Here is a 13,318-nt window from a genome sequence, read left to right on the forward strand (position 1 = left end):
GGAGCTCTCCGTGTTTGGAATCAATGCCGCGGGCTGGGTTCTCATCTTCGCCGTGCTCATCGATTTCCTCGTGCGCGTCACCGCGATCATCGTCGTTCCCCGCAACCGACGCCCGGCTACGGCCGTCGCCTGGCTCATGGCGATCTTCTTCCTGCCCTATATCGGCGTGCTCACCTTCCTGCTGATCGGCAGCTACAAACTGCCCAAGAAGAGGCGTGACAAGCAGCAGGCGATCAACCAGTTCATTCTGGAGACGACCGAGGGCATCGACCTCGTCACCAAGAATCACGCCTGGCCGCCGTGGCTCGAGTCGGTGGTCGAGCTCAACCGCAATCTCGGTGCCATGCCGCTCGTCGGCGGCAACAACGCCAGCCTCATCGGCGACTACTCGCGCTCGATCGCGGCGATGGCCGCCGATGTGGGCAAGGCTCGGCGCTACGTTCACGTCGAGTTCTACATCATGTCGTACGACACCGCATCGGAGGCGTTCTTCGAGGCTCTGGGAGCCGCCGTGAAGCGCGGCGTGACCGTGCGCGTGCTGCTCGACCACATCGCATCCATCAGATCGCCGCACCACCGCAGAACCACCAAGAAGCTCACCGAGCTCGGAGTGCAGTGGTCGTTCATGCTGCCGGTGCAGCCTCTGCGCGGCAAGTACCAGCGCCCCGACCTGCGCAACCACCGCAAGCTGCTGATCATCGACGGAAAGATCGGCTACATGGGGTCGCAGAACATGATCGACCGCAGCTACAACAAGCGGGGCAACATCCGTCGTGGCCTGCAATGGCAAGACCTCATGACGCGCCTCGACGGCCCCATCGTGGCCGGCCTCAACGCCATCTTCATTACCGACTGGTACAGCGAGACCAACGAGCTGCTGATGCGCGAGACCGACCCGATCACTCCCGACGTGGTCGAGGAAGCACCCGACTCCCTCGACTGCCAGGTCGTGCCTTCCGGCCCGGGATTCGAGGGTGAGAACAATCTCAGGCTCTTTTTGGCACTGCTCTACTACGCGCAGAACCGAATCATCGTCACGAGCCCGTATTTCGTTCCCGACGAAGCGATGCTCTACGCCATCACCACAGCGACTCAGCGGGGCGTCGAGGTCGAACTGTTCGTGTCGGAGATCGGCGATCAGGGCCTCGTTTATCACGCCCAGCGCTCGTACTACGAGGCTCTCCTTCGCGCCGGAGTGCGCATCTACATGTACCAAGCGCCATACATTCTGCACGCCAAGCACTTCACGATCGACGACGACGTGGCTGTCATCGGGTCGAGCAACATGGACATGCGGTCGTTTAGCTTGAACATGGAGGTCTCGCTCATGGTTCGCGGCCGCTCGTTCGTCTCAGAGATGCGCGAGATCGAAGACGGCTACAGAAAGGTCAGCCGCGAACTCACCCTCGACGACTGGCTCACGCAGCCGCTCCGCTCGACGATTCTCGACAACCTGGCCAGGCTCACCAGCGCCCTTCAGTAGCTCAGCGACGACGCGGCAGCAGCCGCACCGTGGGCAACTCGGGCGCCGGCAGCGGGGAGCCCGTATAGCCGTGGTCGCCGTGCGTGCTGGTGAAGCGCGGGCTCTGCGCATCCGGTTCGCCTTCGCCGATCGCCTCGGCCTGCCAGGCCGTGCGGTAGGCCACGATCTCCTCGTGGGTGCGCCCGACGAAGTTCCACCACATCACGATCTGCTCGCCGAAGGGCTCGCCGCCGATCAGAAGGAGCCGCGCGTCGTCGTCGCCCGTCTCGATGGTCAGGCCGGATGCGCCGGTCTCGACGAAGGCGAGCTCGGTTCGGGCGACGTGCGTGCCGTCGATGGTCACGGAGCCGGTGTCGACCAGGACCCCGTGCTCGTCGAGAGGATCGACCGGAAGCGTGACGCGGGTGTGCCGCGGAATGTCGAGCTGTGCCGCGACGATGCGGGAGAAGGTCGTGGCCTGAGCGGTGACGCCGGCCACGGTGCCGAAGAACACGGCGATGCGGGCTCCGTCGAGGTCGGTGACGACGGCGTCGTGGCTCTCGAAGAAGGGCGCGACGTGTCTCGACGCGTCAGGGAGGGCCAGCCAGAGCTGCACGCCGTGCAGAAGAGTGGTGTTATCGGTCGACACCTCGGAATGGCTGATGCCGCGACCGGCCGTCATCAGATGAAGCTCGGTAGGCCGGATGAAGGCGTGGCTGCCGACACTGTCGCGATGCTCGATCTCGCCGTCGAACAGCCAGCTCACGGTCTGCAGGCCCGTGTGGGGATGGGGTGGCACCACCATGCCCGCGCTCGCGCGCACGTCGGTGGGGCCGTAATGGTCGACGAAGCACCAGGCGCCGATCATGCTCCGCTCTCGACTCGGGAGGGTCCGGTGCACGGTCATGGCACGGGGGCCGCCGAGTGGCACCTCGCGGGGTGCGAGGATCGTGACGAGCTGCGGCTCCACGCCGAGCACCTCGTCGTCATCTCCGATGAGGAGCTCGTGCGGGTGCTTCTCGAGATTGCTCACGTGTGAAGCCTAGGCGTCCGTCGATGCAGGCGCATCGAACAGTGGCCGTCTCGAAACTCCTCTGTCAGCATGGGGCATGGACTTCCTCACCAATAGCCCGGAACTCTTCCCTCTCGTTCGGGGAGGGGGTGGCTTCCTGGTGTCGATCGGCCTCGGAATTCTCCTCGGAGCTTTCGGCCGATCGCGTCGGTTCCGCATCGTCGCTCTCATCGCCGGTGCCGCCCTCGGAATCGTCGTCATGGCGGTCGGAGGCGCCATGAAGATCATCTTCGCCGGCATCGGATACCCGGAGTGGTGGCAGTGGGCGGTGCTCGGTCTGGCCGTCGTCGTCGAGGGGTATCTCGTGAACCTCGTGGTGGAGAGAAACCCCGACCGCGACTCGCGATCCTTCTGGATGTGGATGCTGTTCGTGGTCGGCGCGCACTTTCTCGTCTTGACCGCGAGCCATGGTGTGATCTGCGGAGCCCTCGGCCTGGTGTGTATGGCGAACGCGCTGGTCGGCCTGCGCAGCACCCGGATTCCGTTCCGCATCTTCTGGGCGATCGACGGGGTGCTCAAAATGGGGGCCGGAACGACCATGATCGCCGTCAGCTACGCGTGAGCTCTGACCGCGACAACGTCATCGATTAGTCGAGCCATCGTCACGTCGCGCTGCTAATCTGGGGGCGCCGCCGGGGGATTCGCGCGGCATCCGGGAACGATCCTCTGGGGGGACAACATGGACTACTCGTACGAATATCAGCCCGATCCGGTCAGCACGATACTCAGCATCGTCATCGGCGTCATCGCGATCGTCGGACTCTGGGCCACGTTCGTGAAGGCGGGGCGCCCGGGATGGGCCGCCATCATTCCGATCTTCAACATCTACACCCTGGTGAAGACCGCCGGACGTCCGGGGTGGTGGACCATCCTGTTCTTCATCCCGATCGTCAACTTCGTGATCCACATCATCGTGTCCCTCGATGTCGCCAAGCGTTTCGGCAAGAGCGGGGTCTTCGGCTTCTTCCTCCTGTTCCTGCTCGGCTTCATCGGCTATCCGATCATCGGCTTCGGCAAGGCGCAGTACTCGGGCTCGACGAACACCTACTGATTCGCGTCGGCAGGCTCACGAGACGGCGATCGTCTCCTGAGCCTGCCGAGACCGGCGAGCCTCGACGCTATGGCGTCGGCATGCCGCCGTTCACGTGCAGCGTCTCGCCGACGACATAGCTGGACTCGTTCGAGGCGAGGAACACATACGCCGGAGCCAGTTCGGCCGGCTGCCCCCATCGACCGAGGGGCGTCTGCTCTCCGACGCTCGGCAGCTTCTCGGTCGGCTGTCCGCCGGCCGTCTGCAGGGGAGTCCAGATGGGGCCTGGAGCGACGATGTTGACCCGGATGCCCTTCGGGGCAAGTTGCTGGGCCAGCCCCTTCGAGAAGGTGTTGATGGATGCCTTGGTGGTCGCGTAGTCCACGAGCATCTCGCTGGGCGAGTAGGCCTGGATCGACGAGGTGTTGATGATGGCAGAGCCCGGCTTCAGGTGGGGCAGTGCCGCCTTCGTGATCCAGAACATGGCGTAGACATTCGTCTTGAACGTCTCGTCGAACTGCTCGTCTGACACCTCGTCGAGCGTCTCGCGGAACTGCTGCTTTCCGGCGTTGTTCACGAGGATGTCGAGACCACCGAGCCCGTCGACCGCACGGGCGACGAGGTCACGGCAGAAGGCCGGGTCGACGATGTCGCCCGGAATGCTGATGGCCGTGCGGCCCGCCTCCTCGATGAGGGCGACGATGCGCTTCGCATCCTCCTCCTCCTCGGGCAGGTACGAGATCGCCACGTCGGCGCCCTCTCTGGCATAGGCGATGGCGACGGCGGCTCCGATGCCGGAGTCTCCTCCGGTGACGAGTGCTTTGCGACCCGAGAGGCGGCCCGTTCCGCGGTAGGTCTTCTCGCCGTGGTCGGCCTTGTCCTCGAGCTTCGCGTCGAGGCCCGAGCCTTCCTGATACTGCGCTTCGGTGTCGATGTCGGCGTACATCTTCGTGGGGTCCTGGAGTGTGTACTGATCAGTCATTACTCCAGGCTAGGCACCAGGGGGTGTGCGCCCGGGGGTGGTTGCGCCACACGTCCTACGCGTGTTTCACTCCGACCCACGGAGGGCGTGCGAACGTCTGCTTCACGAACCCGCGGCCGTCACGCCTAGGGCGAACAGAGCAGTATTCGCTCCCGGCGCTGATTAGCATCAGTACATCGAGCGCCATCCCTGCCCTGGTGTTCAAGGAGACAGACATGTTTGAGAGATTTACCGACCGAGCTCGCCGCGTCGTCGTTTTGGCCCAAGAAGAGGCCAAGATGCTCAACCACAACTACATCGGCACCGAGCACATCCTGCTCGGACTCATCCACGAGGGAGAGGGCGTAGCCGCAAAGGCACTCGAGTCGCTCAATATCTCGCTCGATGCGGTTCGCGAGCAGGTTCAAGACATCATCGGTCAAGGCCAGCAGCAGCCGACCGGCCACATCCCGTTCACCCCGCGTGCCAAGAAGGTGCTCGAGCTCTCGCTGCGCGAGGCCCTGCAGCTGGGTCACAACTACATCGGCACCGAGCACATCCTGCTCGGGCTCATCCGCGAGGGTGAGGGCGTCGCAGCCCAGGTCCTCGTCAAGCTGGGCGCCGACCTCAACCGGGTGCGCCAGCAGGTCATCCAGCTCCTCTCTGGTTACCAGGGCAAGGAGCAGGTCGCCGTTGGCGGAAACGACGCCACTCCCGACAAGGGTTCGCAGGTTCTCGACCAGTTCGGTCGCAACCTCACCCAGGCCGCCCGCGACAACAAGCTCGACCCGGTGATCGGGCGCGAGAAAGAGATCGAGCGGGTCATGCAGATCCTGTCGCGCCGATCGAAGAACAACCCCGTCTTGATCGGTGAGCCCGGCGTCGGCAAGACTGCCGTGGTCGAGGGCCTCGCCCAGGCCATCGTCAAGGGCGATGTTCCCGAGACCTTGAAAGACAAGCAGCTCTACTCGCTCGACCTCGGTTCGCTCATCGCCGGAAGCCGCTACCGCGGAGACTTCGAAGAGCGCCTCAAGAAGGTCACGAAGGAGATCCGCACCCGCGGCGACATCATCGTCTTCATCGACGAGATCCACACGCTGGTCGGAGCTGGAGCAGCAGAGGGCGCCATCGACGCCGCGTCGATCCTCAAGCCGCTGCTGGCTCGCGGCGAGCTGCAGACCATCGGTGCGACCACGCTCGACGAGTACCGCAAGCACTTCGAGAAAGATGCCGCCCTCGAGCGTCGCTTCCAGCCCATTCAGGTCGCCGAGCCTTCGCTGGCCCACACGATCAACATCCTGAAGGGCCTCCGCGACAAGTACGAGGCGTTCCACAAGGTCTCGATCACCGACGGCGCCATCGTCTCGGCCGCCAACCTCGCCGATCGCTACGTGGCCGACCGCTTCCTGCCCGACAAGGCGATCGACCTGATCGATGAGGCCGGCGCCCGCCTGCGCCTCTCGATCCTGTCGGCACCCCCGGAGCTGCGCGAGTTCGACGAGCGCATCGCGGGAGTGCGTGGCCAGAAAGAGGCCGCGATCGAAGACCAGGACTTCGAGAAGGCGGCGAGCCTGCGCGACGAGGAGAAGAACCTCCTCGGCGAGCGTCTGCGCCTCGAGAAGCAGTGGAAGTCGGGCGACGTCAAGACATCCGGCATCGTCGATGAGGGTCTCATCGCCGAGGTGCTGGCCCAGGCCACCGGTATTCCCGTCTTCAAGCTCACCGAAGAGGAGTCTTCGCGACTCGTCTTCATGGAGCGTGCGCTGCACCAGCGCGTCATCGGCCAGGAGCAGGCCATCGAGGCTCTCTCCCGCACGATCCGCCGCACTCGCGCCGGTCTGAAAGACCCGAAGCGCCCCTCCGGTTCGTTCATCTTCGCCGGCCCCACGGGTGTCGGTAAGACGGAGCTCGCCAAGGCCCTCGCCGAGTTCCTGTTCGACGACGAAGACGCACTGATCTCCCTCGACATGTCCGAGTACGGCGAGAAGCACACGGTCTCGCGACTGTTCGGTGCTCCTCCCGGATTCGTCGGCTTCGAAGAGGGTGGCCAGCTCACCGAGAAGGTGCGCCGCAAGCCGTTCAGCGTGGTGCTGTTCGACGAGATCGAGAAGGCTCACCCCGACATCTTCAACTCCCTCCTCCAGATTCTCGAAGAGGGCCGTCTGACAGATGGGCAGGGTCGCGTCGTCGACTTCAAGAACACCGTCATCATCATGACGACGAACCTCGGCACGAAGGGCATCTCCGGAGCGCCCATCGGATTCCAGAGCGACAGCAACGTCGAGACCACGTACGAGCGTATGAAGGCGAAGGTGAACGAGGAGCTGAAGCGTCACTTCAAGCCCGAGTTCCTGAACCGCGTCGACGACACGATCGTGTTCCCGCAGCTGTCGAAGAGCGAACTGCTGCAGATCGTCGACCTCTTCATCAAGCGTCTGCGTGACCGCCTGCTCGACCGCGATCTGTCGATCGAGCTCACGCAGAGCGCCAAGGAGCGCCTCATCGAGGTCGGCTTCGATCCCACCCTGGGTGCGCGTCCACTGCGTCGCGCCATTCAGAACGAGGTCGAAGACCGCCTCTCCGAGCGCATCCTGCACGGCGAGCTCAACGCGGGCGACCACGTGCACGTCGACTTCATCGGCAACGAGTTCGTGTTCACCACGAGCCGCCGTCCCGGTGTCGACGACGAGCTGGCGCCTGCCGGTGAGATTGCGGCATCCTCTGCCGCGGCGGCCGCATCCACCGGCGCAACCGACGCCCTCTAAGAGAGCCGCACCCGACGCGAATGCCGCGTTCCGAATCCCGAACACGGGAATCGGAACGCGGCATTCCGTGCTTAAGACGCAACTCGGCAAGTCCCTACACTGGGCGCATGCCAAGCCGTGTGCAGTTGCACTACTACCCCGCTCGTCGGATTCTTCTGCGCGGGCATCCACCCGAGGTTCTCAGTGCGGTCGCGGGGGTGTTCGGCGCCCGAGGGTTCCACCCGCCCCTGGCGATCGACGAGTCGACGATCCAGTTGGAGATCGGCTCGGCGGCTCGCGAGTTCTGGCTCAGCGGCTCGGTTCTGGCGGACGCCGCGCGGTTCCTTCTCCCCGCCCGTGCCCGTGCGCTCGTCGTGCACGGTTTCGCCGTCGCACAGGTGGTGCCGTCGGAGGCGGCCGACACCGAGCATCCGGAGACCTGGCTCACCGTCTCGGCAGTCAGCGGTCTCGAGACCCACAGTGACGTCGTCGACGGTATCGAACACTGCCTGGCCCACTTCGCGAGCGTCGGCCTGCTTCTGGATGCGGGCGAACCGATCAGCGCTCTGGAGCTTCCCGCCGATTCGACTCTCAATCCGAAGGGATTCCGCGCGTGGAGGCGGCAGACGCGACATGGCTGAACGTCGTCGACAGGGAATGGCCGGCATGCCTCCGGCGTTGTGTCGCTGTGGCCCACCGGTCTGAGAGAGAAGGCGCACCGTGGATGTTCTGAACTGGCTGTTCAACGCACAGCTGCACATCGGCGATCAAACGATCCTGTGGCGTGAGGTTCTCGGCAACGTGTTCGGGCTTCTCAGCGCGCTGGGCGGGATGCGTCGCAAGGTCTGGGCATGGCCGGTCGGCATCGTGGGCAACGCCCTTTTGTTCACCGTCTTCCTCGGCGCCGTCTTCGGTACCCCCAACCCGGTGAATCTGCTCGGCCAGGCCGGACGGCAGGTGATGTTCATCGTCGTCTCGATCTACGGGTGGGTGCGTTGGCAGCAGGCTAAGCACGACGGTGGGGCGGCGGTGAGTCCGCAGTGGGCCGGGTGGAAGAACAGGATCTGGCTCGTGTTGGCGCTCGTGGGCGGCACGGCGATCGTGACGCCCTTGTTCCAGCTGCTCGGATCGTACGAGCCCGTCTGGGCTGACGCGTGGATCTTCGTCGGCTCGCTGCTCGCCACGTATGGCATGGCGAAGGGGTGGGTGGAGTTCTGGCTGATCTGGGTCGCCGTCGACGTGGTCGGCGTGCCTCTTCTGGTGTCGGCCGGCTACTACGCCTCGGCGTTTATGTACGTGTTCTACGGCGCCTTCACCATCGTGGGGTTCATCATCTGGGCCCGCATCCGTCGGCGCGAGAGCCTCACGATCGAGACACGCTTTCCCGATCCCACCGTGCGCACCGATGGCTCGAACTGGCAATAGGCTGGTTCGATGCCCGACGTGATGAAGCCCGCCCCCACCTTCACGGTGCGGCGCGCGCAGACGAGTGATGTGCCGTGGATCAAGGAGCTCGTGGAGCCCCTCGTTCAGCGACGAATCCTCCTGGGCAAGGAGCTCGTCGTCTTCTACGAGGCTGTGCAGGAGTTCTACATCGCCCTCGACGACGACGGCAACCGCATCGGCTGCGGCGCCTTGCACGTGTTCTGGGACGACCTCGGAGAGGTCCGCACCCTCGCCGTGGCCGACGCGTGGCTCGGCAAGGGTGTGGGCCACGCCTTGCTCGAGGCGATCGAACTCGAAGCGCGCCGTCTCGGCCTCACACGGCTTTTCTGCCTCACCTTCGAGGTCGGCTTCTTCGAGCGCAACGGATTCGTGGCCTCGCCGCTCGGTCTCGTCGATCCCGACGTCTACTCCGAGCTGGTTCGCTCACCCGACGACGGCGTCGCCGAGTTCCTCGATCTGGCCCGCGTCAAGCAGAACACGCTCGGCAATACCCGGATGCTCAAGCGCCTCACCTCGTAACATCCCGAACATATGCGGCGGGTAGCCTGCTGCAATGTCTCCGTATCAGGTCTGCGTCTGCTTCATCACTCGACGAGATGAAGCCGGAGTGCGGCAGGTGCTGCTCGGGCGCAAGAAGACAGGGCTGGGGCTCGGCAATATCGTGGGCCTCGGTGGAAAGATCGAGCCAGGGGAGACCGCCCTCCAGGCGATCGTGCGCGAGATCGAAGAGGAGTCGAGTCTGGTCGTCGATCCCGCGGCGGTGAGCGAGGTGGGCTTCATCCACTACGCCTTCCCGCACCGCGAGAACTGGAGCCAAGACTCGACGGTCTTCGTCGTCGATACGTTCTCGGGAACCCCGGTGGAATCCGACGAGGTGGTTCCCGCCTGGTACGACGTCACCGATCTGCCGCTCGATGGAATGTGGGACGACGCCAAGTATTGGCTGCCTCAGGTTCTTGCTGGAGAGAGGGTGCACGCGAGCTTCACGTTCGGCGAAGACCTGAAGACTGTCTCCCACTCGTCGTTCGACGCCCCGTGACACGAAACGGGTATTCTCGACGGTGAGGCCGGATGCCGCGCAGCCGGGCTCTCGATTGTCGTTCGATCAGCGTTGATTGGCACCTCTTATGACGAGTCCATGGCTCGCGCAACCTCAGGTTGCGCCGACAGCTCCCCGACCTCTGGTCCGAGCCTCCTGGAATCGAGCTCTCGAGCGTCATCTCGATCCGGACTTGCTGCTCGCCTCGCTCGAGGTCGCCGAAGACGAACTCGGCGACTACCGACTCGCGCATCCGCTCGCCTCGGTGCTGCCGGTGATCCGCCGGCTCCTCGTGCGAGACGCCGACGACGACTCGGGGATGCTCGTGGCGGTGGGGGATGCGATGGGTCGCCTTCTGTGGGTCGACGGTGACCGCGCGTTGAGGCGCAGGGCCGAGGGCATGCTGTTCGTCGAGGGAGCGGGGTGGTCGGAGAGCCGCGTGGGAACGTCCGCGCCGGGCACAGCACTCGAACTCGATCACGCCGTGCAGATCTCGGGAGGCGAGCACTTCAACCGCCTCGCGCACGAGTGGAGTTGCACCGCGGTGCCCGTGCACGATCCCGAGACCCGGCGCATCCTCGGCATGATCGACATCACCGGCGGTGCGCAGGCGGTCGATCCGCACACTCTTCCGCTGATGGAGGCGACGGCGGCCGCCGTGGAGTCCGAGCTGATGGTGCAGCGCCTCAGGGCGCAGCGCGACCGCATCGGGGCCGTGACGAGGCCTGCGCGGCGCCGACCGGCATCCGGTGTCACCCGCACGGATCGGGCGGTGCTTCGTGTTCTCGGCCGCGACACGGGAGAGCTGACGAGCGGCGGTTCGACGGTCGAGCTGAGCGCTCGACACACAGAGCTGTTGACGCTGCTGGCATGGCACCGTCAAGGACTCACCGCGGGTCAGCTGGCCGACCTCGTCTACACCGAGGGCGAGTCGGCCGTCACTCTGCGTGCGGAGATGGTGCGGCTGCGCAAGGTGCTCGACAAGGCCCGATGCGACCTCGGGCTGGAGTCGCGGCCGTACCGGCTCACGAAGGCGCTCGAATTGGATGCGCAGCACGTGATCGCCCTGCTCGATCGCGGCGCGCACAGAGTGGCCCTCGCCACGGCCGCGGGCGCGGTGCTTCCCGGCTCGGCTGCACCGGGAATCGAGGCGGTGCGTGACGAGGTGCGAGCGCGGTTGAGAGAGTCCGTGCTCACCGACGCATCCGTCGATGTTCTGCTTGAGTACGCCCGAACCGCCGATGCCGTCGACGACGCGGAGGTGTGGGCGGCACTCCTCAGACTGCTGCCGCCGCGGTCGCCTCGCCGGGCCGGAATCGTCGCCCATCTCGAGGCGCTGACCGCATCCTGAGTCGCAACCGTCTGCAACGTCGCGGGGCGTAACGTCGACGGAGTCTGAACCACAGGCATCCGACAACGACGTCGAAAGGCACACACGCATGACTGTCTACGCGAACCCCGGAACAGACGGGGCCGTCTTCTCTTACAAGCCGCGCTACGACCACTTCATCGGAGGCGAATACGTCGCGCCGGCCAAGGGACAGTACTTCGAGAACCCGACCCCGGTCACCGGTCAGAACTTCACCGAGATCGCCCGCGGCACGGCCGAGGACATCGACCGGGCGGTCGACGCCGGCTGGAAGGCTTTCGACGCCTGGGGCAAGACCTCTGTCGCTGAGCGAGCGGTGATTCTCAACAAGATCGCCGACCGCATGGAGGAGAACCTCGAGTTGCTCGCCGTGGCCGAGACGTGGGAGAACGGCAAGCCCGTGAGGGAGACGCTGAACGCCGACATCCCGCTGGCCATCGATCACTTCCGGTACTTCGCTGGCGCCATCCGCGCGCAGGAGGGTGGCATCTCCGAGCTCAACAACGACACGGTCGCGTATCACTTCCATGAGCCGCTCGGTGTCGTGGGCCAGATCATCCCGTGGAACTTCCCCATTCTGATGGCCGTGTGGAAACTGGCTCCCGCGCTCGCGGCCGGAAACTGCATCGTCCTGAAGCCGGCCGAGCAGACTCCCGCGTCGATCCACGTGTGGCTCGATCTCGTGAAGGACCTGCTGCCCGCCGGTGTGCTCAACATCGTGAACGGGTTCGGCATCGAGGCGGGCGCCCCGCTCGCGTCGCACCCGCGCATCCGCAAGATCGCGTTCACGGGCGAGACGACCACCGGCCGACTCATCATGCAGTACGCCAGCGAGAACCTGATCCCCGTGACGCTCGAACTCGGAGGCAAGAGCCCGAACGTCTTCTTCGCCGACGTGGCCGACGAGAAGGATTCGTTCTACGACTCGGCTCTCGAGGGCTTCACCTTCTTCGCGCTCAACCAGGGCGAGGTGTGCACTTGCCCCTCGCGCGCCCTGGTGGATGCGTCGATCTACGACGGCTTCGTCGGTGACGCTCTCGAGCGGGTCAAGCTGGTCAAGCAGGGCAACCCGCTCGATACCGACACGATGATCGGCGCGCAGGCGTCGAACGATCAGCTCGAGAAGATCCTCAGCTACATGGACATCGGCAAGCAGGAGGGCGCGAAACTCCTCATCGGCGGCGAGCGCAGCGACCTCGGAGGCGAACTGAGCGGCGGCTACTACGTGCAGCCGACCGTGTTCGAGGGCGACAACTCGATGCGCATCTTCCAGGAGGAGATCTTCGGCCCCGTGCTGGCGCTGACCAAGTTCAACGGCTACGACGAGGCGATCGAGATCGCGAACGACACGCTCTATGGCCTGGGAGCCGGAGTGTGGAGCCGCAGCGGAACGCAGCTGTATCGCGCGGGCCGCGCCATCCAGGCCGGGCGGGTGTGGTCGAACACCTACCACCAGTACCCGGCCCACGCGGCGTTCGGCGGCTACAAGCAGTCGGGCATCGGGCGTGAGAACCACCGCATGATGCTCGATCACTACCAGCAGACCAAGAACCTGCTGGTGAGCTACGCGAACAAGGCGCAGGGATTCTTCTGATGCCTCGTTCGATGCGCTCATGAGCCCGCGCGTCGAGGTGACGGGTGCCGCAGCCGACATGCTGCGGCACCTGACCACCACGTATGGCCCGCTGATGTTCCATCAGTCGGGCGGATGCTGCGACGGGTCGAGCCCCATGTGCTATCCGGTCGGCATGTTCCGCACCGGCGGCTCGGACGTGCTGCTGCAGACCCTCGAGATCGAGGGCCTCGACCCGATCGAGTTCTACATGTCGGCCAGCCAGTACGAGTACTGGAAGTACACGCACCTCACGGTCGACCTCGTCGATGGGCGGGGAAGCGGTTTCTCGGTCGAGGCGCCGGAGGGCAAGCGCTTCATGATCCGCTCGAGGCTGCTGACCGACGGTGAGCTCGAAGAGTACGGGGTCGAGGCGCGGGCTTAGGCCTGTCGGGCGGAGATTCTGCCTATCCGAGCGTCATAGGAGCTCGGATGGTCGGTATCTCCGCCCGAAAACGCCGCCCTACGGGCTTGGCGGCGACATCGCCGGCGAAACGGGAGGAAATCCGCGCATCCGATGGCCTATTCGGGTCGGATGCACGAATCTCCTCCCGTTCTGCATCGACAAACTCTCATGCCTGCC

At 65.0% G+C, this 13,318-nt stretch carries 13 protein-coding genes; 11 read left to right on the forward strand and 2 right to left on the reverse strand.

Annotation, left to right across the window (positions count from 1 at the left end):
• Positions 1-19: 19 nt before the first annotated feature.
• Complete coding sequence (gene cls / locus CCK87_RS12330; protein WP_212638241.1) at positions 20-1,483, forward strand: cardiolipin synthase; 1,464 nt, start codon at positions 20-22, stop codon at positions 1,481-1,483.
• 1 nt (position 1,484) lies between these two features.
• Here the strand turns inward: cls and CCK87_RS12335 are convergent, their stop codons facing one another.
• Entirely contained in the window at positions 1,485-2,495 is a 1,011-nt protein-coding gene (locus CCK87_RS12335) for a pirin family protein (protein ID WP_170927269.1), read from the reverse strand.
• Positions 2,496-2,571: 76 nt separating this feature from the next.
• Here CCK87_RS12335 and CCK87_RS12340 point away from each other — a divergent pair, with 76 nt between their 5' ends.
• Positions 2,572-3,096 (forward strand): DUF6609 family protein, encoded by a 525-nt coding sequence (locus CCK87_RS12340; RefSeq protein ID WP_086461699.1) that lies wholly within the window; start codon positions 2,572-2,574, stop codon positions 3,094-3,096.
• Between the two features lie 117 nt (positions 3,097-3,213).
• On the forward strand, positions 3,214-3,585 hold the full coding sequence (locus CCK87_RS12345) for a DUF5684 domain-containing protein (RefSeq protein WP_086461700.1): 372 nt from the start codon (positions 3,214-3,216) through the stop codon (positions 3,583-3,585).
• 67 nt (positions 3,586-3,652) lie between these two features.
• On the opposite strand, the gene CCK87_RS12350 is transcribed toward CCK87_RS12345, so the two are convergent.
• Positions 3,653-4,546, reverse strand: a complete 894-nt coding sequence (locus CCK87_RS12350; RefSeq protein ID WP_086461701.1) for a glucose 1-dehydrogenase — start codon at positions 4,544-4,546, stop codon at positions 3,653-3,655.
• Between the two features lie 215 nt (positions 4,547-4,761).
• Between CCK87_RS12350 and CCK87_RS12355 the strand changes: the two genes are divergently transcribed.
• From CCK87_RS12355 to CCK87_RS12390, 8 genes are all read left to right on the forward strand, one after another.
• Positions 4,762-7,290 carry an ATP-dependent Clp protease ATP-binding subunit gene (locus CCK87_RS12355; RefSeq protein ID WP_086462036.1) on the forward strand — a complete coding sequence of 843 codons (2,529 nt, stop codon included), beginning with the start codon at positions 4,762-4,764 and terminating at the stop codon, positions 7,288-7,290.
• A gap of 107 nt (positions 7,291-7,397) precedes the next feature.
• Complete coding sequence (locus CCK87_RS12360) at positions 7,398-7,910, forward strand: hypothetical protein (RefSeq protein WP_140162837.1); 513 nt, start codon at positions 7,398-7,400, stop codon at positions 7,908-7,910.
• A 79-nt stretch (positions 7,911-7,989) separates the two neighbouring features.
• Complete coding sequence (gene pnuC, locus CCK87_RS12365) at positions 7,990-8,694, forward strand: nicotinamide riboside transporter PnuC (protein ID WP_086461703.1); 705 nt, start codon at positions 7,990-7,992, stop codon at positions 8,692-8,694.
• 9 nt (positions 8,695-8,703) lie between these two features.
• Complete coding sequence (locus CCK87_RS12370; RefSeq protein ID WP_249273875.1) at positions 8,704-9,234, forward strand: amino-acid N-acetyltransferase; 531 nt, start codon at positions 8,704-8,706, stop codon at positions 9,232-9,234.
• Between the two features lie 34 nt (positions 9,235-9,268).
• Positions 9,269-9,754, forward strand: coding sequence for an 8-oxo-dGTP diphosphatase (locus tag CCK87_RS12375; protein ID WP_086461704.1), 486 nt, complete (start codon positions 9,269-9,271; stop codon positions 9,752-9,754).
• 88 nt (positions 9,755-9,842) lie between these two features.
• The gene (locus CCK87_RS12380; protein ID WP_086461705.1) at positions 9,843-11,105 is read left to right on the forward strand and encodes a GAF domain-containing protein; all 1,263 of its coding nucleotides are present in this window, start codon (positions 9,843-9,845) and stop codon (positions 11,103-11,105) included.
• An 88-nt stretch (positions 11,106-11,193) separates the two neighbouring features.
• Complete coding sequence (locus CCK87_RS12385) at positions 11,194-12,717, forward strand: aldehyde dehydrogenase family protein (RefSeq protein WP_085484717.1); 1,524 nt, start codon at positions 11,194-11,196, stop codon at positions 12,715-12,717.
• Positions 12,718-12,736: 19 nt separating this feature from the next.
• Positions 12,737-13,120 carry a DUF779 domain-containing protein gene (locus tag CCK87_RS12390; protein ID WP_086461706.1) on the forward strand — a complete coding sequence of 128 codons (384 nt, stop codon included), beginning with the start codon at positions 12,737-12,739 and terminating at the stop codon, positions 13,118-13,120.
• Positions 13,121-13,318 lie beyond the last annotated feature (198 nt).

Origin of the sequence: Agreia sp. VKM Ac-1783 (assembly GCF_900177765.1) — a bacterium.
Taxonomy (GTDB): domain Bacteria; phylum Actinomycetota; class Actinomycetes; order Actinomycetales; family Microbacteriaceae; genus Agreia.

Bases quoted from the DNA above. Each gene is read 5' to 3' on its own strand.
- CCK87_RS12340 (WP_086461699.1), top strand. From the start codon at position 2,572: ATGGACTTCCTCACCAATAGCCCGGAACTCTTCCCTCTCGTTCGGGGA.
- CCK87_RS12345 (WP_086461700.1), top strand. From the start codon at position 3,214: ATGGACTACTCGTACGAATATCAGCCCGATCCGGTCAGCACGATACTC.
- CCK87_RS12370 (WP_249273875.1), top strand. From the start codon at position 8,704: ATGCCCGACGTGATGAAGCCCGCCCCCACCTTCACGGTGCGGCGCGCG.
- CCK87_RS12380 (WP_086461705.1), top strand. From the start codon at position 9,843: ATGACGAGTCCATGGCTCGCGCAACCTCAGGTTGCGCCGACAGCTCCC.
- CCK87_RS12390 (WP_086461706.1), top strand. From the start codon at position 12,737: ATGAGCCCGCGCGTCGAGGTGACGGGTGCCGCAGCCGACATGCTGCGG.
- CCK87_RS12350 (WP_086461701.1), bottom strand. From the start codon at position 4,546: ATGACTGATCAGTACACACTCCAGGACCCCACGAAGATGTACGCCGAC.
- CCK87_RS12360 (WP_140162837.1), top strand. From the start codon at position 7,398: ATGCCAAGCCGTGTGCAGTTGCACTACTACCCCGCTCGTCGGATTCTT.
- CCK87_RS12385 (WP_085484717.1), top strand. From the start codon at position 11,194: ATGACTGTCTACGCGAACCCCGGAACAGACGGGGCCGTCTTCTCTTAC.
- CCK87_RS12375 (WP_086461704.1), top strand. From the start codon at position 9,269: ATGTCTCCGTATCAGGTCTGCGTCTGCTTCATCACTCGACGAGATGAA.
- CCK87_RS12355 (WP_086462036.1), top strand. From the start codon at position 4,762: ATGTTTGAGAGATTTACCGACCGAGCTCGCCGCGTCGTCGTTTTGGCC.